At 68.3% G+C, this 22636-nt stretch carries 27 protein-coding genes and 3 pseudogenes; 12 read left to right on the forward strand and 18 right to left on the reverse strand.

Annotation, left to right across the window (positions count from 1 at the left end; translation table 11 throughout):
• Window positions 1-196 precede the first annotated feature (196 nt).
• The 4 genes from ACFWWR_RS44745 to ACFWWR_RS44760 all read left to right on the forward strand — a co-directional run bounded on the left by ACFWWR_RS44745 (window position 197) and on the right by ACFWWR_RS44760 (window position 2785).
• Window positions 197-514, forward strand: a complete 318-nt coding sequence (locus tag ACFWWR_RS44745) for a hypothetical protein (protein ID WP_384310055.1) — start codon at window positions 197-199, stop codon at window positions 512-514.
• A 49-nt stretch (window positions 515-563) separates the two neighbouring features.
• The gene (locus ACFWWR_RS44750) at window positions 564-1154 is read left to right on the forward strand and encodes a TetR/AcrR family transcriptional regulator (protein ID WP_383873835.1); all 591 of its coding nucleotides are present in this window, start codon (window positions 564-566) and stop codon (window positions 1152-1154) included.
• A 526-nt stretch (window positions 1155-1680) separates the two neighbouring features.
• Window positions 1681-2514: an alpha/beta hydrolase fold domain-containing protein gene (locus ACFWWR_RS44755; RefSeq protein WP_384310057.1), complete on the forward strand. Its 834-nt coding sequence runs from the start codon at window positions 1681-1683 to the stop codon at window positions 2512-2514.
• Window positions 2515-2542: 28 nt separating this feature from the next.
• Complete coding sequence (locus ACFWWR_RS44760; RefSeq protein WP_383873693.1) at window positions 2543-2785, forward strand: hypothetical protein; 243 nt, start codon at window positions 2543-2545, stop codon at window positions 2783-2785.
• Window positions 2786-2804: 19 nt separating this feature from the next.
• Here ACFWWR_RS44760 and ACFWWR_RS44765 read toward each other — a convergent pair whose 3' ends face one another.
• Entirely contained in the window at window positions 2805-3140 is a 336-nt protein-coding gene (locus ACFWWR_RS44765; RefSeq protein ID WP_383873696.1) for a DoxX family protein, read from the reverse strand.
• A 42-nt stretch (window positions 3141-3182) separates the two neighbouring features.
• Window positions 3183-3518, reverse strand: a complete 336-nt coding sequence (locus ACFWWR_RS44770) for a winged helix-turn-helix transcriptional regulator (protein WP_383873699.1) — start codon at window positions 3516-3518, stop codon at window positions 3183-3185.
• Window positions 3519-3583: 65 nt separating this feature from the next.
• On the opposite strand from ACFWWR_RS44770, the gene ACFWWR_RS44775 reads away from it, so the two are divergent.
• The 4 genes from ACFWWR_RS44775 to ACFWWR_RS44790 all read left to right on the forward strand — a co-directional run bounded on the left by ACFWWR_RS44775 (window position 3584) and on the right by ACFWWR_RS44790 (window position 8032).
• A complete protein-coding gene (locus ACFWWR_RS44775) occupies window positions 3584-4426 on the forward strand; it encodes an SDR family oxidoreductase (RefSeq protein ID WP_383873702.1) in 843 nt (280 codons plus the stop codon).
• A gap of 1164 nt (window positions 4427-5590) precedes the next feature.
• Window positions 5591-6883 (forward strand): Na+/H+ antiporter NhaA, encoded by a 1293-nt coding sequence (nhaA, locus tag ACFWWR_RS44780; protein WP_383873704.1) that lies wholly within the window; start codon window positions 5591-5593, stop codon window positions 6881-6883.
• The gene (locus tag ACFWWR_RS44785) at window positions 6880-7056 is read left to right on the forward strand and encodes a hypothetical protein (protein ID WP_383873707.1); all 177 of its coding nucleotides are present in this window, start codon (window positions 6880-6882) and stop codon (window positions 7054-7056) included. Before nhaA ends, ACFWWR_RS44785 begins: the two co-directional genes overlap by 4 nt.
• A gap of 295 nt (window positions 7057-7351) precedes the next feature.
• Window positions 7352-8032 carry a hypothetical protein gene (locus tag ACFWWR_RS44790; protein WP_383873837.1) on the forward strand — a complete coding sequence of 227 codons (681 nt, stop codon included), beginning with the start codon at window positions 7352-7354 and terminating at the stop codon, window positions 8030-8032.
• Here ACFWWR_RS44790 and ACFWWR_RS44795 read toward each other — a convergent pair.
• From ACFWWR_RS44795 to ACFWWR_RS44805, 3 genes are all read right to left on the reverse strand, one after another.
• Window positions 7947-8498 carry a DinB family protein gene (locus tag ACFWWR_RS44795; protein WP_383873709.1) on the reverse strand — a complete coding sequence of 184 codons (552 nt, stop codon included), beginning with the start codon at window positions 8496-8498 and terminating at the stop codon, window positions 7947-7949. The two genes, ACFWWR_RS44790 and ACFWWR_RS44795, sit on opposite strands and share 86 nt — an antisense overlap.
• Window positions 8495-8944: a hypothetical protein gene (locus tag ACFWWR_RS44800; protein WP_384310059.1), complete on the reverse strand. Its 450-nt coding sequence runs from the start codon at window positions 8942-8944 to the stop codon at window positions 8495-8497. Before ACFWWR_RS44800 ends, ACFWWR_RS44795 begins: the two co-directional genes overlap by 4 nt.
• Window positions 8945-9016: 72 nt before the next feature.
• Window positions 9017-9307, reverse strand: a complete 291-nt coding sequence (locus ACFWWR_RS44805; RefSeq protein WP_384310062.1) for a transposase — start codon at window positions 9305-9307, stop codon at window positions 9017-9019.
• 323 nt (window positions 9308-9630) lie between these two features.
• On the opposite strand from ACFWWR_RS44805, the gene ACFWWR_RS44810 reads away from it, so the two are divergent.
• Window positions 9631-9960: a hypothetical protein gene (locus ACFWWR_RS44810; RefSeq protein ID WP_384310065.1), complete on the forward strand. Its 330-nt coding sequence runs from the start codon at window positions 9631-9633 to the stop codon at window positions 9958-9960.
• A 128-nt stretch (window positions 9961-10088) separates the two neighbouring features.
• On the forward strand, window positions 10089-10349 hold the full coding sequence (locus ACFWWR_RS44815) for a hypothetical protein (protein ID WP_384310083.1): 261 nt from the start codon (window positions 10089-10091) through the stop codon (window positions 10347-10349).
• On the opposite strand, the gene ACFWWR_RS44820 is transcribed toward ACFWWR_RS44815, so the two are convergent.
• From ACFWWR_RS44820 to ACFWWR_RS44840, 5 genes are all read right to left on the reverse strand, one after another.
• Window positions 10273-10704 carry a GFA family protein gene (locus ACFWWR_RS44820; protein ID WP_383873720.1) on the reverse strand — a complete coding sequence of 144 codons (432 nt, stop codon included), beginning with the start codon at window positions 10702-10704 and terminating at the stop codon, window positions 10273-10275. The genes ACFWWR_RS44815 and ACFWWR_RS44820 overlap by 77 nt on opposite strands.
• Before the next feature lie 17 nt (window positions 10705-10721).
• Window positions 10722-10856, reverse strand: a complete 135-nt coding sequence (locus ACFWWR_RS44825) for a hypothetical protein (protein ID WP_383873723.1) — start codon at window positions 10854-10856, stop codon at window positions 10722-10724.
• A 575-nt stretch (window positions 10857-11431) separates the two neighbouring features.
• Complete coding sequence (locus ACFWWR_RS44830) at window positions 11432-12370, reverse strand: integrase (RefSeq protein WP_384310067.1); 939 nt, start codon at window positions 12368-12370, stop codon at window positions 11432-11434.
• 720 nt (window positions 12371-13090) lie between these two features.
• Window positions 13091-13405, reverse strand: coding sequence for a helix-turn-helix domain-containing protein (locus tag ACFWWR_RS44835; protein ID WP_384310070.1), 315 nt, complete (start codon window positions 13403-13405; stop codon window positions 13091-13093).
• Window positions 13402-14466, reverse strand: a complete 1065-nt coding sequence (locus ACFWWR_RS44840; protein WP_384310073.1) for a tyrosine-type recombinase/integrase — start codon at window positions 14464-14466, stop codon at window positions 13402-13404. Before ACFWWR_RS44840 ends, ACFWWR_RS44835 begins: the two co-directional genes overlap by 4 nt.
• A gap of 145 nt (window positions 14467-14611) precedes the next feature.
• On the opposite strand from ACFWWR_RS44840, the pseudogene ACFWWR_RS44845 reads away from it, so the two are divergent.
• Window positions 14612-14761, forward strand: a pseudogene (locus tag ACFWWR_RS44845) (ATP-binding protein); the annotation flags it as partial.
• A 75-nt stretch (window positions 14762-14836) separates the two neighbouring features.
• Here the strand turns inward: ACFWWR_RS44845 and ACFWWR_RS44850 are convergent.
• The 8 genes and pseudogenes from ACFWWR_RS44850 to ACFWWR_RS44885 all read right to left on the reverse strand — a co-directional run bounded on the left by ACFWWR_RS44850 (window position 14837) and on the right by ACFWWR_RS44885 (window position 21388).
• Entirely contained in the window at window positions 14837-15742 is a 906-nt protein-coding gene (locus tag ACFWWR_RS44850) for an aminoglycoside phosphotransferase family protein (RefSeq protein WP_384310075.1), read from the reverse strand.
• A 552-nt stretch (window positions 15743-16294) separates the two neighbouring features.
• A pseudogene (locus ACFWWR_RS44855) lies at window positions 16295-16980 on the reverse strand (transposase); the annotation flags it as partial.
• A 184-nt stretch (window positions 16981-17164) separates the two neighbouring features.
• Complete coding sequence (locus ACFWWR_RS44860; protein ID WP_383873734.1) at window positions 17165-17596, reverse strand: YybH family protein; 432 nt, start codon at window positions 17594-17596, stop codon at window positions 17165-17167.
• A 64-nt stretch (window positions 17597-17660) separates the two neighbouring features.
• A complete protein-coding gene (locus ACFWWR_RS44865; RefSeq protein ID WP_384310086.1) occupies window positions 17661-18641 on the reverse strand; it encodes an alcohol dehydrogenase catalytic domain-containing protein in 981 nt (326 codons plus the stop codon).
• Window positions 18642-19014: 373 nt separating this feature from the next.
• The gene (locus ACFWWR_RS44870) at window positions 19015-19275 is read right to left on the reverse strand and encodes a hypothetical protein (protein ID WP_384310078.1); all 261 of its coding nucleotides are present in this window, start codon (window positions 19273-19275) and stop codon (window positions 19015-19017) included.
• Window positions 19276-19558: 283 nt separating this feature from the next.
• Window positions 19559-19759, reverse strand: a complete 201-nt coding sequence (locus tag ACFWWR_RS44875; RefSeq protein ID WP_384310080.1) for an antibiotic biosynthesis monooxygenase family protein — start codon at window positions 19757-19759, stop codon at window positions 19559-19561.
• A 370-nt stretch (window positions 19760-20129) separates the two neighbouring features.
• A pseudogene (locus ACFWWR_RS44880) lies at window positions 20130-20606 on the reverse strand (SDR family NAD(P)-dependent oxidoreductase); the annotation flags it as partial.
• 308 nt (window positions 20607-20914) lie between these two features.
• A complete protein-coding gene (locus ACFWWR_RS44885) occupies window positions 20915-21388 on the reverse strand; it encodes a cupin domain-containing protein (RefSeq protein WP_383873746.1) in 474 nt (157 codons plus the stop codon).
• Window positions 21389-21454: 66 nt separating this feature from the next.
• Here ACFWWR_RS44885 and ACFWWR_RS44890 point away from each other — a divergent pair, with 66 nt between their 5' ends.
• Entirely contained in the window at window positions 21455-22414 is a 960-nt protein-coding gene (locus ACFWWR_RS44890; protein ID WP_383873749.1) for a DUF5937 family protein, read from the forward strand.
• The last annotated feature ends 222 nt before the right edge of the window (window positions 22415-22636 follow it).

Raw genomic sequence — 22636 nt, forward strand, 5'->3', positions numbered from 1 at the left:
GTCGCGGCGGCCACCGACAAGAACCCGAAACTGCGGCGCACCGCCGGCTCGACGGCCGCCAGCATCAGCGTGCTCCACCGCGTCCTTCCGGCCCGAATCTTCGACCGCATCGTCCGCAGGTTCAACCGGATGCCCAACTGACGCTCACCCTTCACGTACCCGAACCCGCCGAAAGCGACGGCGCGCCTTCGACGAGGTGACAACGGATGCGGTGAAGGCCGCGACAACAACCGCCGTCGCCAAAATGATCGCCACCGCCGCCACCGACAACCAGCCCAGGCCCCGCCGCACCGCCGGCCCACTAGCCTCACGCGTCACCATCGCGCGCCGCCTCGTTCCCGCCGGAACGTTCGACAAGCAGATCCGCGAGAACAACCGCCTGCCCGCCTGCCCGCCTGCGGTCCGCGGCGACCGGCTCTACATCACCGACGGCGGGGTCCCCGAGCCCCACGACCCGAAACTGCAGACCGCAAGGATCAACTTCCCGGCTCTCCTCGCAGGCGCGACACACTGACCCGACCAGCGGCAGCCGGGGCGCACGCCCCGGCTGCATGGAGGAACACATCGTGCGGTACACGAAAGAACACAAACAGGAGACGAAGCAGCGAATCATCGCCACAGCCGGCCGCCGGCTCAAGCGCAACGGCATCGACGGCTCCGGAGTCGCCACGCTCATGAAGGACGCGGGACTGACCAACGGCACCTTCTACGCCTACTTCCCCTCCAAGGACCAACTCATCGCCACCGCGGTCGCCGACCAGATGCGCGCACAACACGAGAACATCGTCGCCCAGGCGGCACCCGGCCGTGCCGGACTCGAACAGATCGTGCGCTGGTACTTCTCCCCCGAGCAGCGCGACAATATCGAGGACGGCTGCCCCAACGCCGCCCTCCTCGACGAGATCGCACGCTCCACGGACCCCACCAGGCAGGCCTACACCGACGGCGCACTCGTCCTCATCGACGGCTTCGCCGCCCGCCTGGCACCCCACGATCCGCCGTCGGCGCATCTGAAAGCACTCGGCCTCCTCGGCATGATGGCCGGGACACTGCAGCTCTCCCGTGCCCTGACCGACCGGCAACTCGCCGACGAACTCCTCGAACAGGGCATCCGCAACGCCCTCGCACTGCTGGATGCCGAGCAGCCCAACTGAAACGCCATTCGCGTACCGATCAGAAGCTGGTCCGGTCGAACAAGGTCGGCGGCTCCCTCGACAACCGCATCCGCTTCGCCGTCGAGGTCGCCACCGCCGTGGCAGACGAGATCGGCCAGACCGACTACCGCACCCACACAGCTCACGAGCACGCCGCCGAGCGCACGGCACCGACGCCGAGCGCGACACGGCTCCGCGTCTGATGGCCGACGTGGAGTCCGCCGCGCTGCGGACGCCCGTCGTCGAGAAGTGGGCATCGGGTGATACCGACGTCTCACTGCCCGATCCGGTCCGCGAGAGTCTCACGCAGCTGCGCGCCGGCCTTCCCATCGTCGGTGTCGCACCGGCTTCACAACCGTCCCCACTCTCGACGCCGGTCACCCGCCGGATGGCCAGACGATTCCATACACCCTCGATGAGGGGAGAGAACGAGGACCTGATGAGTACCTTCCACCCTGATCTCAAACGAGGTCGCTTCATCCCCAATGTGTCCTACGGACGTCTGTCGTCGCGCATCGTGCGGAGCGTGAAGTGGCGCTCGACCGATCCAGGGCCGGACGTCACGGTTCAGGAGATCGTCGTGCCCGGGCCCGAGGGGGCACCGCCCGTCTCGCTTCGCGTCTTCCAGCCGACCGGCCTGAAGGCAGCGGCTCCGGCGCTGCTCTGGATACACGGTGGCGGGCTGATCTTCGGCGCCCCCGAGCAGGACGACCGTACGAACATCGCCTTCGCCCGCGAACTCGGCATCACCGTCGCCGCGGTCCGTTACCGACTGGGGCCGGACCACCCCGCGCCCGCCGCGGTCGAGGACGCCTACGCCGCGCTGCGCGGGCTGGCCGAGCGCGCGAGCGACCTGCACATCGACATCGACCGCATCGCGATCGGCGGTGCCAGCGCAGGCGGCGGAATCGCCGCGGCCCTCGCACTGCTCGCCCATGACCGGGCCGAGATCCGCCCGGCGTTCCAACTGCTCCTCTACCCCATGCTGGACGACCGCACGACGACGAGAACCGACCTGGACACCCTCAAGGTGCGCGTCTGGACGCCCAAGAGCAACCGGTACGGCTGGTCGTCCTACCTCGGCGACGCCGTCGCGGGCCCGGGCGTCTCCCCGTACGCGGCCGCAGCCCGCCGCGTGGAGCTCACCGGTCTCCCTCCGGCCTGGATCGGCGTCGGCACCCTCGACCTCTTCCACGATGAGGACGTCGAGTACGCGCGCCGGCTCAGTGACAGCGGCGTCCCCTGCGACCTCGACGTCATCCCCGGCGCTTTCCACGGCTTCGACCTCGTGTTTCCCAAGGCCGAAATCTCGCGGGAGTTCTGGCGCCGGCAGGCACGGGCGCTGAAGGGCGCACCGTGAGGCCGACCGAAAGCGAAGGCAGATCGACATGCAGATCGCGGAGAGGGTTTTCGTCATCTTCTGGGGCGTCGTCAACCTGACCAAGGCGTTCCTGCTCGTGCTCCTCGAGCGTCCCAAGGCCAGCCTGGTAAACGCCGCCGAGGCTGGGCAGTGTCGGGGGCGGTCGGCGTGGGCCGTCCCGCCAGCCCTCCCGGAGCGACTTGCCTCCAGCCCTGGCGCTGGAGGCAAGCGTCTGACAGTGGCTGCGCCGTGTGATCACGAGCGGATCTGATCGCGATCGTGGGGCACGATCAGACCGTCGCGAACCCCAGCACCAGCGGCGCCACGGCAACGAGCATGATGACGGCCGGGATGCCGATTCCCTTCGCGTCGCCTCCACGGGCGTGCGTGATCACGGCGCCCAGGAAGTACAGGACGACACCGATCGCCGCCGCGATGCCCAACGGTCGGTAGACGATGCCGGCGAGCAGCCCCAGAGCGCCCGCGATCTTGACCAGGCCGAGCGGCAAGAACCAGCTCTCGGGCACCCCCGAGCGCCTTGAGCCCCTCTGTGATCTTCGGGTCGCGGGTGATGTCGGGAACGGCACACCTCGACGACAACGACGCCCTGCGGCAGAGGCTCGCATCCTCGGCGTGACCGCGTCCGCACCGCCGGGCGGCGGCGTACGTCAGACGGTGACGTCGGCCCCCGGATCCGGCACCGTCATGGCCCAGGTCCCCATGGCCTCCAGAACGTCGCTCAACCCCTCACCGAGAGGGGTCAGCTCGTACACGACGCGCGGCGGGATCTCCGCGTACGTGGTGCGCGTCACGATGCCGTGCCGCTCGAACTGGCGCAGCCGACTGGTCAGGGTGTGCGGGCTGATACCGGGCAGGGCCTCGCGCAGCTCGGTGAAGCGATGCGGGCCATGCAGCAGTTCGCGCACGATCAGAGTTGCCCACGGGCCGTTGAGCAGAGTGAGGAACCGGGCAACACCACACTCGGGCAGACAGGAATCAGTCATGTTTTCAACGGTAACTCTATTAGTGCAGTTGATGTAACTGATGCATCGCATGCACTAATGGGTTCATGACCTACGTGATTCACGGCGCCACCGGCGCCCAGGGTGCCCCCGTCGTGGCCGCTCTCGCCGCCGCGGGCAAGCCCGTAACCGCTCTGACCCGCAACCCGGACACCGTCGTGGACGGCGCAAGCGTCGTAGCCGCCGGATACTCCTCCACGGAGGCACTGGCCGAGGCATACCGCGGCGCCCACGGCGTGTTCATCCACCTGCCGGTCACCTCGGAAGAGGACCGCCAGACCTACGCGCGCAACATCGTCGCCGCCGTTCGAGAGTCCCGCCCGGCCCGCGTGGTGTTCTCCACCAGCGGCTCTCCGACCGACCCCGACACCGGCGGCGCGGCCGCGATCCTGCTCAGCGGCCTGGCGGACAGCGGGGTGCCGCATGCGGTGATCGCGCCCACGCTGTACCTGGAGAACCTGCTCATGCCGTACGTCCTCGACACGGTCCGCGAGCGGGGCGTGCTGCCCTACCCGATCCGCGCCGACTTCCCCGTCTCCTGGGCGTCCCACCTGGACATCGCCGACGTCGCCGTCGCCCTGTTCGACCGCCACGACGTCACCGGCGTGGTCTCCGTCGGCCAGTACCCGGCGATCACCGGACCGGACCTGGCCCAAGCCTTCGGCGCTCACTTCGGCAAGGACGTGGTCTTCGAGCCGATCACCCCCGAGCAGATGCGCGCCTCCATCGCGCCCGTGATCGGCGAGGGCCCCGCCGCCGACGTCGCCGGCCTCTACCAGGCCATGAGCACGCTGCCCGACCGCTCGATCGCACCGGAGGACTCCGCCCAGAAGCTGCTGGACATCATCCCCCGCACCACGGGCCAGTGGCTGGCCGACATCGGCCTCTGACCGCAGTCACTGCCGGCTTCGGCCGAGTTCGGCAGGCATCGACTTGCCGTGGCCTTGGCCAGTTCCACCGTCTTGGCCCTGGCGCTCGCCGCCTCCGGAGAAGGCGACGCCGAGTCGAAGGCGGTCGGAACGGCAACCACGGAGCCCACCGACACGACCGTCACGCCCACCGCCACCGCCGCCTCGGCATCGGCGTCCGCCACCGCCACCGGGCCAGCCACGAAGGGCGCGGGCCCCCAAGGCGCCGGAAACGGTGGCGGCACCGGAGAGGGGGCCACCAAGACCTCGTCCGCCGGCACGGGCTCCGGCAGCGCCAAGTCCGTGGACCGCACCACGGGTTCGTTGAAGTTCGCCATCAGAAGAGGTGAAGAGCCCCATCAACCACGTCCTCATCACGGCTACCAACACGGGTCGAAGCCTGTTCCACATACAGCCATCCGGCCCTCCGATTGAGCGATATCCAGGAGTCCGTCACAGCCATGATCGGGCAAAGCAAGCCGCAGGCCGTCGTCACCCTCGACCCCGGCGCCACCGCATAGGCGGGCCTGATCACCGCGTCCGTCGACCGCAACAGTCATATCGACGCCGTGCCCAGTGCGATCGCCAGCAGGCCCAGGAACATGCCGCTTCCAACGACCCATTCCATGGGCCCCTCCCATCGCCTGAGCTCGCTCGCACCTCGCGAACTCGCCCGCTGATCATCCACGCTGATCAAGATCAGCAGAACTAGGCTGCAAATCAAGTGTGCCGGAGCCCCTCGGGGAACACCGGGTTCGGCACCAATGCCGGCCAAGCCGGGATAAAGGCCAAGAGCTCAGCCCGGCCGTCGCCGGCAGAGGTCCTGCTTCCTGCCGGGCGGGGCCTGCGTCGGCAGTATGCGGCTCTCTTGAGCACCCGACTAAAAGTTCGCCACCCAGCCGCGCTCACAGCGTCCCCGACTGGTCGGTTGGCCAAGATCCCCAGGTCTGCAGCGCCCAGCGAACCGTCAGATCAACCCTCGGTATGCCTCATGCGTTCTCGCTGGCTATGGGGCGGACTGGGCGGGGCAGCGTACTGCGGATAGGGTCTAAAGAACGCGTCAAGTGGCGCGGGGTGTGCCGGGAAGTCTGGTCGGCGTCCGTAGGGCCGTGTGCCCTTTTGCCGACACCCCGGAGGTTCGCCGTCTTGGCTGCTGCCCCGCGCTCCCCCTTCCTCGGGCTTCTGCCCTGGCCCGAACGCCAGGCTGTTGCCCGGGCGTTGCGCACGGAGACCGTAGGCGGGCTGGTCCTGCTGTCCGCCGCGGTGCTGGCGCTGGTGTGGGCGAACAGCCCACTCGCCTCCTCCTACACCGCGCTTCGCGACTTCCACTTCGGGATCCCCGCACTGGGTCTGGATCTGTCGGTCGGCCACTGGACCTCCGACGGGCTGCTGACCGTCTTCTTCCTGGTCGCGGGGATCGAGCTGAAGCGGGAACTGGTGGTCGGCTCGCTGCGCACCCCGGCCACCGCCGCGCTGCCGGTCATCGCCGCCGCGTGCGGCATGGCGGTGCCGGCCGCCTTCTACGCCGCCACCGCCGCTTCCGGCGGGGGCAGCATGGACGGCTGGGCGGTGCCGATGGCCACCGACATCGCCTTCGCCCTGGCGGTCCTTGCGGTCATCTCCACCCACCTGCCGACCGCCCTGCGCGCCTTCCTGCTCACCCTCGCCGTCGTCGACGACCTTGGCGCGATCCTGATCATCGCGCTCTTCTTCACCTCCGACCTCAACTACTGGGCACTCGCCGGCGCATTGGCCGGGCTGGTCGTCTTCTACCTGCTGCAGCGGCTGCGGGTGCGCGGCTGGTGGTGGTACCCGCCGCTCGGCGTGACGGTCTGGGCGCTGATGTACAACGGCGGCATCCACGCCACCGTCGCCGGCGTCGCCATGGGCCTGATCCTGCGCACCACCCGCGACGAAGGCGAGCAGGCCTCGCCCGGCGAACGCACCGGGCACCTGCTGCACCCGCTGTCCGCCGGGATCTGTGTGCCGCTGTTCGCGCTGTTCGCCGCCGGGGTCATCGTCTCCGGCGACGCGCTGGGCAAGGTGTTCGCCACCCCCGAGCCCCTCGGCGTGGTCACCGGCCTGCTCGCGGGCAAGATCCTCGGTATCTTCGCCGGCACCTACCTGGCCGCCCGCTTCACCCGCGCCCAGCTCAACCCCGAACTCGCCTGGGCCGACGTCTTCGGCCTCGCCACACTGGCCGGAATCGGCTTCACCGTCGCCCTGCTCATCGGCGAACTCGCCTTCCCCGGCACCGCCACCGGCGAGCACGTCAAAGCCGCCGTCCTCATCGCCTCCCTGACCGCCGCCCTGATCGCCTCCCTGCTCCTGCGCCGCCGGAACACCGTCTACCGCCGCCTGTATGAGGAGGAAAACATCGACGAGGACGCCGACGGCATCCCCGACATCTACCAGCGCACCCCGGGCAGCAGCGCATGACACCACCACGCCCCAACTACCCACAGGCCGCCGCAGCCACATGGCTCCTGATCTGCGTACTCGCCACCGTGGCCCTCACCCTCACCACACCAGCCTGGGGCAAGACGCTTTCGCTGATCGCTGCCGCCACCGCCCTGCGCACCGCCGTCCAGTACACGCGGCACGCACGGTGAAAACGACGCCCCGCTGGCGGCGCACAGCCCTGTCGCTCCTCGCATGGTGGATGGTCGTCACTCTCACGCTATGGCTGCTGAGCAAGGCCCTCGACCAGCCCGCGCAGCTCGCCACGTGCGCCGCGTCAGCCGCTCTCCTGGTCACGATCGGAGAAACCGGCGACTGGCTACGACGTCGAGCGCGCGCCCGCCGCCACCACAAACGTTCCAGGTCACCGTGGTCGCCGCGATGACGAAGTCTGGCTGTGCACTGAGGCCACGTAGCGCAGCGCGCTGACCTGCCGTGGTCGAGGTGATGGTCGGCGGCGCACGGTCGGACCGATGGGCGGGGGCACGCCCCACTCGGATTGCGGACGGACGGTCTGGGTGGAAGGCATGGTGCTGTGACGTGGACACTGCCGGAACCCATGCTGAGCACTCCCGTACCCGTGCCCGTGCCCGAGCTACAGCCGGGCTGGGCGGTGGAGCCCAAGTGGGATGGATTCCGAGCCCTGGTCTCCGTCGATGCGGGCCGGGTGGTGCTGCGCTCCAGGCGCCGCACCGAGATGCTTTCGGCGTTTCCGGCGATTGGGCCGGGGCCACCCAGCTCCCGGACGCCACCGCGCTGGACGGCGAGCTGGTCGTGTGGGACGCCGCGGGGCGGCTCGCCTTCGAGCGGCTGCAGGACCGGCTTCAGCGGCGCGGCGGCGGGGCGACCCCGGAGGCGGGCGAGTGGCCGGTCCACTTCGTCGCGTTCGATCTGCTGCGGCTGTCCGGGACCGACACGACCAGGTGGCCGTATCGGCGGCGCCGGGCCGCGCTCGAGTCCGTGTTCGCCGCCCGCAAGCTGTCCGCCCAGTGGGTGCAGGACGGCGCTCGGCATCAATGGCCAGCCGGAGTAGATCCCGGGCTCATAGGCCGGCGGCTCCGTCGATGCGCTCGCGGAGCAGGTCGGCGTGGCCGTTGTGACGGGCGTACTCCTCGATCATGTGGATGAGTACCCAGCGCAGCGACACCGTTCCCCGCCAGGAGTCCTCTCCCTCAACGTCCAGGTTGAGGGCTTCGGTGACGAACCGTTCGGCGAAGGCCACCTCGGTCCGCCACGCCTCCCACGCTGCGGCGACCACCCTCGGGTCGTGCGTGGCACCGTCGAAGTCTCCGTCGGGGTCCACAGTCGAGGAGAAGAGGGCCGGCGCGTCCTGCCCGTCCAGGACCCGCCGGAACCAGCGGCGTTCCACATCGGCGAGGTGCCGGACCAGACCGAGCAGGGAAAGCGTGGATGGCTCCACGGACCGCAGGGACAACTCCGATCCCAGGCCGGAGCACTTCAACTGCAGCGTGGCGCGCTGGGCGCTCAGGACATCGATGAGCATCCGTCGTTCGTCGCCGGTCGTGGGGCCGGTGAACCGGCGATCGCTGTCGGCGCCGCCGAACAGTTCGGCTCTTCTTGTGGGATCGCTCATGTCCGCCCTTCCGTTCGCCCTGTGCGCACTGTTCGCGCGGCCGTGACTCGGCCAAGCATGTCTGTCAGCGTGCGCTGCTGGCGCTCGGTCAAGGAGGCAACGAAGATCACTGCGTCAGCGTTGGCCTGGTCGCAGGCCTGAGCCACCTCGCGGACTTTTCCGTAGCTCAGCAAAGTTCGCGAGGAGTAGGGCAGACCCATCTTCTGGACCCCGCCGTCCGAGACTCCTCGCCGTTGCACAATCTGCGCGACGACCCGAGCGCTGTGCGAGGCTAATTCTGTGGCTGCCGACGCCATGAGCGTTTCGAAGTCTTTCTGCTTCGCAGAGAAGTAGCCAACCAGGACTACATCAGCGCCTACGGCCGTGAGCCGGAACGCCCGGCGCTGGGCCGGCTCCGACGGCACGCGACGAGCCAGGCGCCGGTCGCGCCTTCGGGGCTGATGCATGCGCCACAGGCTAAATGCCTGGCTGCCTGCAGCGATACCGGGTTTCTCTCTGACCGAGCCTGGCGAGCAAGGTCAGAGCCACTCGTTGATGACGGCGATCGTGACGGTGGCCTCGTATCGGACGGCGAGCTTGTCGTATCTCGTGGCCACGGCCCGATGGCGCTTGAGGCGGTTGATCCCGCACCCGACCGCGTGGCACTCGCGGTGGTCGGCCTTGTCGAACTTCGGCGGACGGCCACCGCGGGTGCCCAGTTTCTTGCGGTTGCGGATCTGGTCGGACTTCTCCGGAATCGTGCAGCGGATACCGCGTTTGCGCAGGTAGTCGCGGTTGGCTCGGGAGTCGTAGGCTCTGTCGGCCCGCACTCGGTCCGGTCGGCAGCGCGACCTGCCGACGCCTATGCGGGGTAACCCGGACGAGCTCCAGGACTGGCTGGAACTGAGGACTGTCGTGCCGCTGACCGGCGGTGACCAGAAAGGACAGCGGCTTCTGTCCGTGCTCGACCGCGAGGTGCGCTTTTGTGGTCGGTCCACCGCGTGAGCGTCCGAGCCCTTGGTCGGCAGGCTCGTCTGCGACTCGGCGGGTTTGTCCCGCTGCAGATCCCTCTTTTGCGGGCACCAGCAGCATGCTGATGCGGCCGCTGTCGGCGTACACGTGAACTTCGGCTCGTACGCCGACAGGTGCTGTGATGGTGTCGGGCTACTCGCGGGTGATCGCCGCGCGGATACTGCCCTCGCGCACGACCGGCGACCTGATCGACGGGCACTGGCGGCCGCTGTCCGCCTGGGGTGCGGTGCCCAAGACACTCGTCTGGGACAACGAGGCCGGGGTCGGCCGCGGCAGGCTGACGGCAGAGTTCGCCGCGTTCGCGGGCCTGCTCGCCACGAGGATCCATCTTTGCCGTCCGACGCGTGATCCAGAAGCGAAAGGGCTGGTCGAGAGAGCCAACGGCTACCTGGAGACGAGTTCCTGCCTGGCCGCACCTTCAGCGGACCCGGCGACTTCAACACCCAGCTGACCACTTGGCTGGCTGTCGTCAACCGGCGTCTGCACCGCGCCCTGCAGGCCCGTCCCATCGAGCGGTGGGAGGCCGACCGAGCCGGAATGCTCACCCTGCCGCCCGTCGATCCGCCCGCCTGGTGGCGGATGCAGACCCGCATCGGCCGCGACCACTACGTCCGCGTCGACACCAACGACTACTCCGTGCACCCCGACGCGATCGGCCGCACCGTCACCGTGCTGACCGACAATGACGAGGTCATCGCGCTGGCGCCCGGCGGCGTGATCGTCGCCCGGCGCCCCCGCTGCTGGGCCCGCCACCAGACCATCGTCAGCCGACGGGACTGTGCTGCGTGTCCGGGACCTGGGGCAGCCAGCGCACGGCGTTGTCGCGGAAGGACTGGTTGACCGGGACGAGGTCGGCGCCGCTGGTGTCGTCCAGGGCCGTGACGACGATGCCGATCTCGGGGACGTCGCTGTCGATCGCCGCGAGGCGGCTGCCGCAGTGGGGGCAGAAGCCGCGCTTTGCCTCGCCCTCGAACGTCTCGAACCAGATCGGCTCGCTCTCGCCGGTCCAGGTGACATCGTCCGGGGAGAAGCCAGCCCACCACATCATCGGCCCGCCGCCGAGCTTCTGGCAATGCGGACAGCTGCACGTGTGCGGGTAGACGGCCTTGCCCTTGACAGTGAAGCGGATCATTCCGCACAGGCATCCCCCGGAGCGCTCCTGGGCTGCGGCGACGATGTCAGGGCCAGCGTTCATCAGGTCATGTCCCGTTCTCAGTGGGCGAGTTGAGCCCACCAGTGTGTCATCCCTTCGGCGATCGTCAGGAAGCCGTCGAGGGCCTGCGGCAGGTCGATGTGGAAGAATTCACTCTCCTTGATGAACCTCGCCAGGTAGTCCTGCGCCGCCACGCAGGGGCGCTGAGCTGCTGCTCCAGGTACTCACCGAACGCGAGGAGAAGACAGCGTCGCCATCGCCTCCAACGAGTCGTTCGGTAAAGCGCACATGTTCCGGCGAACCTGTGCCAGGCAGCGCCGAAACTTCACAGGTTCCGGTGGCGCCTCGGATACTGCACGATCGACCCGTGCTGATCGAACTGGTGAAGGTCGCGAGGTTTCCCGGAACCTCCTGGCTGGCCGATGTCCGAACCTCGTTCGGTCACACGGCAGTCCGGTGGTGCGGGGACTGGGACGCAGAGCCTGGCGAGTACCACGTCGAGTGGACCATCGACGAGGACATCGTCTGGGGGCGGAACGCCAAGTCGGCTGCTGGTATCGGTCCTGGGCTCCGGACTGGCGGGCACTGTGTTGTGCTGCGGGGCCGGTTGAGCCTCACAGAGGACGGTGCCGCCCTGCTGGACTGGACGGCACCACTATCCTGTTGGACCTTGCCGATCCGATGCCCGAAGGTGTTGCCGGCACCTGGGTCGAGCTCTTCATCGAGCGCGAGAAGATCGCTCTCTACCCCTACGAACTCTGACCAGAGGTCAGTCCTTGGTTGTCTCCCACGCTGAAAAGCGGGTCTCGTCGACGCGGTCAGACAGATAGATCATGGTGGCTTCGGGATCCATGCCGAACGCGGCGGCGACGAGTTTGGGGTCCATGGTGTTGACCAGGTCAAGCAGTCGAGTGCAGCGGATCATTCGGGGCGGGAAGCCGCAGGCGTCGTGGACGTGACTGACATAGGCGGTGGACGCCGGTCCCCGGCCGGACTTCGTCTGGCGGGTGACCATGACGTGGGGATTGTCGGTCTGCTGGGCTTCGCGATGAGCCAGACAGCGTTCCAGCACTGCCCATGACGCCGGGTCCAGGGGAACCGGATGGGGACGGTCGCCGAGCCGGGTAGTCCGGGCGTGAGGATCGAGGTCAGCGGTCTGCAGCATCTTGACCTCGCGGCTTGATGCGCCGTGCAGCAGCGCGAGCATGCCCAACAGGGCCTCGTGCGGGTGGACGGCCGGACCGGTGGTCCAGCGGCGGAACAGGACGCGCTGCTGGTCGAGTGTCAGCGTCGTTCCGGTGAATCCGCTCGGTCCTCGGCAGGTCAGGCCGTGGGAGGGATCGACGAGCACGATCTTCCGGGAACGTGCGAAACGGAAGAACTGCCCGAGCACGACCAGCCGACGTTTCCGGGCCTTGGGCGAGCTGGCGAGGAAGGCTTCGACGTCGTGGACGTCCGTCAGCGCCCAGTCCTGCTTGCCGCGTTCGCCGGCGAGGAAGCGGGCGAGGTCACGCATGATGGCCAGTGCCGCCTCGATGGTTCCATCGCTGCGAGGTCGTGTTCCGGCACGGCGGGCTCTCTCGCGCGAGCGCATCATGAAGTCGGCGAATGCGTCCACCGTTGGCCGCAGGGTCTCGGGGACGGCGTCGATGCGGCGCTGTCGGCGGCCGGCCGCGAGCCGTTCGGCCTGATCGGTGGCCATGGCCATGCCGTGACCGGTGAAGAAGGTTTCCAGTGCGCGGGCGAGGGGCCCATCGAGCGTCCGGAACGACGAGAGCGTTCGAGCAGAGCCTGCGGGTGGTTGGGCTGCTCGTCCAGGAGAAGTCGTCCCAGGGAGGTGATCATCGTGCAGGCGCGACTGACGCAGTACTTGGCGGCGAGGTCGGCGGCGAAGTCCCGCAGCCAGTCCGGCGGTTCGGCGAGTTCGGCGAGTTCGGCGATCAGGCTCTCGGCTCTGACGAAGGGCCGGTCGGGGTGACGCTGCCAGCAGGCTGAGCACAGTCCCAGCCCGGCATGCCGTCGCACGCGGCCGCATTCGCGGCAGGGCCGGGGCGGCTGCTTGGTCTGGCGGGGACGCGAGCAGTGCCGGCACCAGCTGGTGTCCTCGCGCAGAAAGCCGGGCCGACTGCACCGAGGACAGGGCACCTTGGCGGCGTCGCGTTCAGCCGTGCGCGAGCAGTCCCGGCACAACGTCGCTGTCTTGTCTCTGACCGGATGGCCGCAGGCGGTGCACACACGTGAGCAGGTGATGCACCGGCCGGTGTCCTCCCGGAGGACACGCTGCTGGCCGCAGCGGGGGCACACGGCCCGGGCCGCCGCTTCCTTCTGCCGAGTCGTGCAGCGACAGCAGTACTGCCGGTCGATGAAGCCGACCGGGGCCCCGCAGCCGACGCAGTCGCTCTGTTTGACGCCCACGATGCCACCCGGGTCAGAGCGGCGGCACTGAACGGCCGCGGGCTGAGGCCGCCTTGGGCAGGTCAGCGGCTGGCCGCGGTGGGGCGGCAGGACGCTCGACGGGGGTGGTGTCGACCTCGAACAGGTCGTTGGGAGTGCATTCCAGCGCGGTGCACAACGCGATCAGGGTGGACATCTTCACCTGGGAGGGCTCTTTGGTGAACAGTGCGGACACCGACGCGGAGGACATCTGCAGGCCGGCACGTTCGGCCAGGAGCCGCTGCAGCTGGGTGCCGGTCCAGACCTCACGCTGGGCGGCGGCCATCCGCAGGCGCCACCGGATCTTCATGTGGGGCTGCCCTCCTCGGCGGTGAGTTCGCCCAGGGTGGTGGTCACCGCGCGGCGATAGGCGTCCTCGATGAACGTCGCGGACGGCCGGACGTATCGCATGGTCGAGCTGACCGTCCAGTGACCGAGGAGTTGCTGGATCGCCACGAGGTCCACACCGCGTTCGTAGTTGTGGGTCGCGCAGGCCCGCCGCAGGGCATGCGGGCTGTACCGGTCGGCGGCCGGGCGTCCTTCGAGTTCCATCAGATACCGCAGGCGGTTGCGAATCGTCCCGCGGTGCAGGCTGCCGCCGGACTCGTCCGCGAACAGCACCGGCGAGTTGGGGAACTTGCCCCGCACGTCGTCGATGAACCAGTGCAGGACGAGGTCGAGGCCGTCCAGCATGGGCACCCAGCGCGGCCTGGGGCCGGAAGTGCGGGCGCCTTTGCCGAAACGGACGTGGAGTTTCCCGAATGGGCCCCGCGAGAAGTGGACGTCGGGACGGTCCAGCAGGGAGGCTTCTTCCGAGCGCAGGCCGGCGTGATAGAGGGTCCGGAACATTGCATAGTCCCGGGCCGCGGGCCCGTACTTGCGGGCGGTGGCGATCCGGGCCTTGAGGAAATCGAAGAACTCCGCCACCCGTTCCGGGGTCGGCGGCGGCAGTTGAGCCGGGGAATCGTCCCCGACATGCCGCGAGGCGTTGAATTCGTCCACCGGGCAGACCAGACGGACGCCGAACCCCGCTTCAATCTCAACGGCCGTGCGGACCTGCAGGAACCGGTGGAAGCCCTTGAAGATCTGCACATACTCGCGCCGGGTCGATGCCGCCCGCCCAGCGAGGGCCAGGTCACCGACGACGCGATCGATGTCCTCCGGCGTGACATCCCACGCGGGCCGGCCCAGCGCAGTCAGCGTCCGCTCCAGCAGCCCGATGTCGTTCTCGACCGTCACCGGGCTGAATCCGCGGGCCCGCCACGAGGCGACGAACGCCTCGACACACTCGGCCTGGTACTCCCACGGATCGGTGGTCACCGGCTCCAGCAGGACGGCGCCACCCTCGATCACCCGCAACTGGGATGTCACCGGCACACCCTCCTCGCACCTGACCGGTCAAGGCAGCACCTGGAAAATCCGAGCACCACCGTGAAGACCAACGAGGACCGCAGGAGATGGATACGGGCCGGTGGCAGCGCCGATCCTCGAAAAGGAACATGTGCCAGCCCCAGATGGGTGGAGAACAACGTTCACCGATCCCCGACTCTGCGCGGCCATCGTCGACCGCCTCACCCTCCGCGGGACCATCATCGAGACCGGCACGGAATCCTACCGACTCGCCAGCGCCAGGGCCGCCCGGGCCCAGGACACAAACGCGGGATGAAGTACGGCGAAAGCGACAGTGATTGCACACGGCCCCAGCAAGATTTCCTCACACGCGACCAGCAGCTGCTTCAAGTCACGCGAGCGACTTGTCCGCCAGGATACGTTCCAAGGATCGTTGACCCGTCCGGCTCATGGTCGGGTTGCTTTTGACGTAGTACCAGACCAACCCCATCGCTTGAACGAAAGCCCACGCCTTGCCTCGCTCCCATTCGAGGTCGTCGCTACCCAGGTGATCACGGAGAACCTGCCGCGGCCCGGCCTCGAGCAAATGCCATGCACTCACAAGATCCAGCGAAGGGTCAGCCGGCCCGAAGCCGCCAACGTCGAGAATCCCCGCAAGCCGACCGGCGGACACGAGCACGTTCCCAGGAATCAGATCGCAATGGGACATGGCCTCCTCAGCTGCACCTCTCGGCAGATCACGCAGAGTTGCCCAGATACGGCGCAGCCGAGGGACATCCAGGAGTTGCTCACTGTGTCTGAAACACGTCTCCATCCACGCGTCATGGGACTGCAGGTCGCCTCCTCGACCTGTGCCGACGAACGTGCGGCCATGCGTGTCGATCGCGCGTAGGTCTCTGATGAGATCGGCCAAGTCACGGGCAAACGCAGACGATTCGCCTGGGTCCTCGTTGGCGGCCACGACGCCGGGCAGCCACGTCTGCACCGACCACGGAAGCGGGTAACCTGCCCCAGGTTCACCAAGCGCGACCGGCTCGGGCGTGGGAAAACGCGTGCGACCCGCCAGCTCGCGAGCCGCTTCCGCTTCGGACTCCAGCCAGCGCCGCGTCGACTCGACGTCTGCGGACTCAAGAGGGAATCGGGCTGCGAACCGATCGCCAATACGGAAGATGGCGTTGACCGTACCCTGCGCCGCGATGCTCCTGACTGGCAGGCCCCGCCACTCAGGAAACTGCTGCTCTACCAACATGCGCACCGCCTCAGGTGACACCGTCAGCTGGTTGGCGTGCATCTTCATGCTGGAAGCATCGGCGTCACGATCTTCAACTGCAACCCATTTCTATCGCGCAACGTCGTTGCCTGCTGGAAGTCCGGCACGTGGTGCGGTGCCCCTGAAGGCCATAGCGGGTTATGCCATGGCGTTCACCGAGACCAGACAGACGGCCCCGCAGCGGTGCGACCCATCAAGAACCCGTTGTCGGATCTCATCGACAGTTTCGAGCTGACTGATCGCCAAGTGTTGCCCAGAACCGTCGACAAACGTTCCCCACTCTCGGGCTCTGGTCCACATTGTGTGGTGCGGTCACCCTCCGTGCCGGCACTGTCCCGGCCTGCGCCTCAGCGCGGTGACCCATGCATGTCCTGGCAGTCACGCGGGAGCTGACCCGCGAGCCAGTTCGTAGGCGAAGTCGACCGTTTCGGTGAGGCGGTCGTTGGCCGTATGGCGGCCGAGTTCGGCAATGAGGTCGGCGTCGAACTCGGAGGCGTGATCGGCGAGCACTGAGGGCGGTAGGAACGAGGTAGACCGGATGTGGTTGGCGGGTTCGGGAATCCTCCAGTGGTACTCGCCTGAGACCCCGCGGATGGGCAACTTCTCCACGGTCAGGCGGATAACGGTGCCCTCGACGACGGGCAGCGGTCCCTCGTGGTCGATCCAGGCCGCCCGCCTGTCAGCCTCCAGTGGCAGCAGGTCCCCAGGCCTGCGCGGTCGCCGTGCCGTAAAGGCGGGTGTCGGTGACGGTCACGCCTGCTCGGTGCCCCAGGTGGCGGGGCCGCCGAAGACGAACTCGCCGCCGTGCTTGGGCGGACGGCCGCCCTTGGGGTCGTAGACCCGCGGCGGTGCCGGCCCTCGCATGACGCGGCCGGAGCGGAGCCGGCCGAGGATTTCGACACGCAGGTCATCGAGCAGGTGGGCGATGCGGGGCGCGTCGTATCCGGCGTCCAGCACGACCAGGACCCCCGGGTCGCCCGGCTTCCACTGCCAGCGGCGACGAGCCGCTCGACGACCTGGCGGATCTGGACGGTAATCACCGCTGCGGTGTCGGCGCCGGGCTCCGGGCTCCGGGCTCCGGGCTCCGGGCTCCGGGCGGACCGTGTCCAGCCCCCGCCGTCCACGACACCCGGCCGGTCTCCCACGCGGCCACGATCGAGTACGGCCAGCCGGGCACCATCTGGTGCTTGCCCCTCACCCGGGCCGACCGTGCGGCAGAAGGACCGGTCAGCACAGGTGCTGGCGTCCGGACGCAGCCCGGCACTCGCACAACCGGTGTCATGCCCCCGCTTGCAGCCGGATCCCGGCCGGTAGCCCTGTGAACCGCCGTGTGATCGCCGGGCGTCAAGTCGGCCTACGATCCAGGCCCGGCGGGCACGCTGTTCGCCTGCGCGGCGCTCGGCATGTTCGTCGGCGATGTGACCGTCGGCCGCCTCGTACTGCCCGCGGTCAGGACGCGATCGCGCCTGTCGCGGTCTGGGCGAACGCCCAGTTGGAGTGCACGATGCGCCACTCGCCGTCGATCAGCCGGTACGCCTCGGTGGCGTTCCAGGCGCGAAGCTGCCGCTCGTCGCCGTTGTCGTCGAGCACGTAGGTGTCCAGGTTGTAGGCCAGGAGGGCGAAGTCACCGCCGTCGCTGACGTGCACGACGGGGTTGAGGTACTCGTTGCGCACGATGTGCGGGTTGGAGTAGATCGCCTCGATGTGGGCGACGGTCGCGTCACGGCCGACGACCAGGTCCTTTTCGATCGGGTCGAAGTAGCTGATCTCCTCGGCGTAGTTGTCGAGGTAGCCGCGGTTGTCGCCGACGCTCCACCGCTCGTTGAAGGACTTCTCCAGTTCCAGGATGGTGTTGCTGATTTCTTCCTTGTTGACGCCCATGACAGTCTCCTTTTCGTGCACGCCGCCGCCGGTCGGCTCCGACCGGCGCGGATGGGTGTGTTTCTCAGTCGTCGAGCAGCACCACGTGCTTGCCCGGCGTCGTGCCGGCCTCGACGTCGGCCTGGGCATCGCGAACCTGCTCCAGGCCGTGGTAGACCTTCGCGACCGGGGCCCTGAGCCGCCCGGCGGCGATGGCTTGCAGTTGCTGCTGGAACACCTGCTCGGGCAGGTCGGTGGCCCCGCCCGCGTAGCTTGTCAGCCGCACCCCGCTGGGGATCATGAACGGGGTGAAGTCGGGGATCGTCCACTGGCCCGCCAGGGCTCCGGTGAAACAGACGGTGCCGTGCCGGCGGACGGTGCGGAAGGTGTCGGCGAGGACCGAGCAGCCCACCAGTTCCAGTACGGCGTCGACGCCGTCCGGCATCAGCTCGCGCACCCGGTCGGCGATGGTGCCGTTGTCGATCAGTGGATGGTCGACACCCACGCCCCGCAGTTCCCCGGCCCGGTCCGGGCTGCGGGTGGTGGACAGCACGGTGGCTCCGAGGTCCTTCGCGATCGTGGCCGCGCTCAGCCCGACCGTGGAGGTGCCGCCGCGGATCAGCAGCGTCTGCCCCGCCTGCAGACCGAGGCCCGTGACGAGGGAGCCGTAGGCGGTCTGGAACATCTCCGGCAGCGCGCCGGCCACTTCCCACGGGAGGCCGGTCTCGAACGGGATGACCTGTCCCGCGGGGACGGTCACGTACTGCGCGTACGAGCCGTCGAAGGACCGGCCCATGCCGCCCATCATGGTCGCCACCTGCTGCCCCGGGCGCAGCCCGCTGTCCTCGTCGGCCTGGTCGACCACACCGACGCCCTCGATGCCGGGGATACGCGGGTATGTAACCTCCGCATCCGACTCACCCTTTCGGGTGGTGACCTCGGATTCGTTGACGCCGAACGCCTTCACTTTGATGCGCACCCATCCGGGCTGCGGCTCGGGCATCGGCACCGTGGTGACCTGAAGGGCATCCAGGCAGCCGGGCTGAGTGACGACGATCGCTCGCATCGTCGCAGAGGAAACGCCTCCGGACGCTGCACGCTTGTCCATGCCAGTTCCTTACTTATCGACTCCGACCCGCAGGGTCGCCACGCTGCGGCCCGCAGCGAGGTGGTCGCCGCAGCACCTCTCGATCTTCTGTCGACATCCGGCGAATCGCTCAGTCGGTTGCGGACATCTGATGGTCAATGGCGGACACCTGATGAAGCCCCGCCATCGCAGAACTTCACCGGGCCCCCCATCCCGGCTAGGGAAGCCCTGAGCGCCCGCCGCGTCACCCGTCCGGCTCGGCCGGAACGGTTGTGGAGCGGTTCGACCAGAAGGGATAGGCCCGAGGCGGGCTGGTCAGGCCGCCGGGTGGCGAGAATGGGACGCGGGCCTGTCACCGGTTCTGTGCGGTGCGCAGCTCGTCGGTGTACCGGGCGAGGGCGTCTTCGGCCGTGGGGACGGGGCCGAAAAGCTGCTCCTGGCGGCGGGGGTCAGCGACGTAGCGGCCGGTGTCGAACCAGCCGAACATCGCGGCCATGTCCTTGACCAGGGGCATGAAGCGGCCGAGGACGGCTCCTGCGGCGCGGACGACGGCGGAGGGGACGGCCCACACCTTGATCTTCTTTCCGGCCCGGCTGCCCATCAGGTCGGCCATCTCGCGCATGTTGACCGGACGTGGCGAGTGGAGACCTGAAAGGGGCCGGCGGCCACTACATGAATGCCGTCGCCATGGCACCTTCTCAAGGAAGGCGTGCCGGTTACGTCCATCCGGGCCTCGAAGCTGTCCTTGTCCAGGGAGTCGGAAACCGACGTCTATGGGTTGAGGAGGGGATGGGGATGGCGCGTTCGTCAAGAGTGTCGCTGGCCGAGCGAGTGGCGAGGGTGCCGTGCAGGGCGGGGTCGTTGACGAGCACAGTGACGCCCCTACAGCTCCGGTGTCATACGTCGACCCGCTCGAAGATGTGCGGGTACGACACGACGTCGTCGGGGAACTCGGCAGCCATGCGCTGGAACTCAGGGCTGCCGAACGCCGTGGCGAGAGCCTCGGTCGACTCCCAGACCGCGACGTTCATCAGGAGTCGACTGCCCGCCGTTCCGTTGTGCATCTGCAGGGAGACGAATCCCGGCTGAGCCTTCATGAACTCCGCCTGCCTTGGAAAGAGGGTCAGGAACGCCTCGGTCCTCTCCTTCGGAACAAGAAGGTGTTGGCCAGGACGATGGGCCCGGTCTCCTCCTTGAACTGCGCGAACACCGGCGTATCGAGTCCAGGCTCTGCGGCTTGGCCGGCCACCGCCGTATTGGCGGATCAGGGAGCAACGATGGTGGGACGGGGAGGGCCGGGACGGCGTCACACGGTGAAGACACGCTCGACTTCGTCGCGCTGCGTGTGCAGGTCCCAGTAGAGGGGGCGACCTCCTCGGCCGAGGCCGCCGGTACTCCGGGCGGGCCGTCCGTGCCGATCCACACGCCGATGGCGACGTGCGCGGCCTGGACGCCGGTGTCGGCCAGTTCCTTGTGCAGGCTGAGTACCCAGCTGCGCAGCGCGGCCTGGGCGGCGTTGAGGTTGCCGAGCATCGGAGTGGGGTCGATCGAGCCGGCGCCGTTGGTGTAGAGCAGGGTGCCCGCGCCGGCCTCGCGCATTGCGGGCAGCACGGCCCTTGTGGCGGCAATGGCCCCGTAGAGCAGGAAGTCCATCGCCCACTGCACATCGGACGGATTGGTCTCGGACGGAGCGATGAGCGTCGTGGATTCGATGTTCCCGGCTGGGGAGTACTCCAGGACGTCGATTCCGCCGAAGCGGGTGGCGGCGTCCTTGAGCGCCTGGGTGAGTGCGTCATGGTCGAGTACGTCCGCGGGGAACGCGGCGGCGGTGATGCCTTCGGCCTCGAGCCGGCCGACCAGGTCGTTGAGCTTGTCTCGGTTGCGGGCGATGAGAGCGACGTCGAAGCCGTGGGAGCCGAAGGTACGGGCGATGGCCAGGCCCATACCGGGGCCGGCTCCGACGATGGCGATGCTGGGCACAGTGAGTCCTTGCTGGGAAACCGTTGGGAAAGGGGTGGATCAGGCGACGGTGAGCGCGATCTGGCCGAGCGTGCCGGCGCCGAACGCGGCGAACGCCTCGCCAGCCTGCTCCAGGTCGTAGGCAGAGATCACCAACACCTTGAGGGCCACTGCGGACGAAGTCGGCCTCCGGACCCGGCTCGGCGGTGGCGATCACGCGCGGGAGCAGTTCTACGACCGCATTCCAGGTAGTGGGGTGGACCGGGGCGGGGCAAATGCCGTTGCCGGTGCCCTCACCGCCCGTAGTCGTCGACGAAATGGTTGTCGTGGGCTTCGTGAAGCCGGTTCAGGTCACGCTCGTTCACAGTGGCGAGCTGTGCGAAGTACTCCTCCCGCGGTACACCTGGCGAGAGTGCCATCAGGAGGGTGGCAGGTTCGGCGCGCTCCTTGCGGAGCGCGTGGACGTCGCCCACCGCGGCATGCGTGGTGTCGCCGGGCCGCAGTGTTCGCCAGGCCCGCCCATCGAAGTAGGCGACTTCACCTTCTTCAACGATGAAGGTCTCGCTGAAGGTCGTGTGAAAGTGCGGGGCAGGTCCCCGGCTTGAGGGCGACATGCGCCACCGGTAGATGCTCACGATCCCGCTGGTCTCCGCCGGGCCGGCGAGGACTTCGATGGTCGATCCGCTGGCGCCCAGGCGGATCGTACGCGTCTGTTGGGCTCGCTCGGGTTCCTTGGAACACCGGGCTGTCGACTCCGTGTCGGTCATGACCCGAGTCTCGGGGCTTCGCCGTTCTGCTCGCGCTCACTTCGGCGGTGGCCTAACAATGGTGGAGTGATCCGCTACCGATTGGGCGTTGGTGCTGCGAGTGTGCGGTGGGCGATGTCGCCGATCCACGAAGTGGTCAGTCTCGCCCAGCTCTTGACCGAACCACAGCGTCACCCGATGTTCCACCCGTGGCTTCGCCGTCGCCGCCGTCTCTCGCTCCCCGACCTGGGGGCGCTCACGGTCTTCATGGCCGATGGCGCGTATCGACCTGACTTCCTTGACCCATCGCCGATGTCCAGTGAGCCAACCTTCGAGGAAGGCCTGGATGCCCTCCTCGCCGCGCCGGCGGACCAGGCGTACGCCGAACTGGTCGACGCAACGATGGGGCGCGGGGCGGAAATGGGCCGCCGACTGCTCGAAGACCCCGACCGAGCCAGGTCCGAGGCCGCCGATGCACTGCGCCGCCTCTGGAAGGCAGTTGTCGAGCCGGAATGGCCGTCCATGCGGCAGGCGCTGCGTGCCGAGATGCTGGATCGGGCCATCCAAGTCAACCGCGAGGGGCTCCGCGCAGTGCTTCCGCGCCTGCACCCTTCCGCTGCGTGCGAAGGCGACACCATCACCGTCGAGAAGACCGTCGACATCGACGTCGACTGCCCTGAAGGACTCATTCTCGTACCGTCACTGTTCATCACCGACCGGATGCAGTGCACCACCTCGGACCACTGGACTCCGACGATCTATTACCCGGCATCCGGGCGGTACCTCTGGGCGGCACCTCCCACTCCGAGGTCGCTTGACCGTCTTCTGGGGGTGACTCGATCGAGGATCCTGGCCGCGCTCGCCACTCCGCTGCAGACGACCGTTGTGGCCAGGCTGGTGAGCGTCACTCCCCCGACGGCCAGCGAACACCTGGCAATCCTGCGAGACGCCGGGTTGATCGACAGCAGCCGGGCCGGTCGCACAGCCACGCACGAGCTCACCAAGGCTGGACGTGCTCTCCTGGACGCGGCCTCGCCGCGGCCATGACAGGGCGGGGAGCTGCTGGTGGTCAGTCAAGCGCGGCGCCTACCGCAACCCCCGCGGCGGCCCGCACGACGCCGTCGCCGACTGCAAGCCGCTGCCCTCGAAGCCCGAACAGTTGACTTCCTCCCCGTCGTGAACGAGGGGGATTCCTACGGCTCGCGCCGTGGGGTTTTCTGCTTCGTCGCCGACTGCCCGCCCGGAGAACTCCGTTGAGGTCTTACACCG

This window comes from Streptomyces sp. NPDC058678 (assembly GCF_042714835.1).
In the GTDB taxonomy this organism is placed as follows: Bacteria; Actinomycetota; Actinomycetes; order Streptomycetales; family Streptomycetaceae; genus Streptomyces.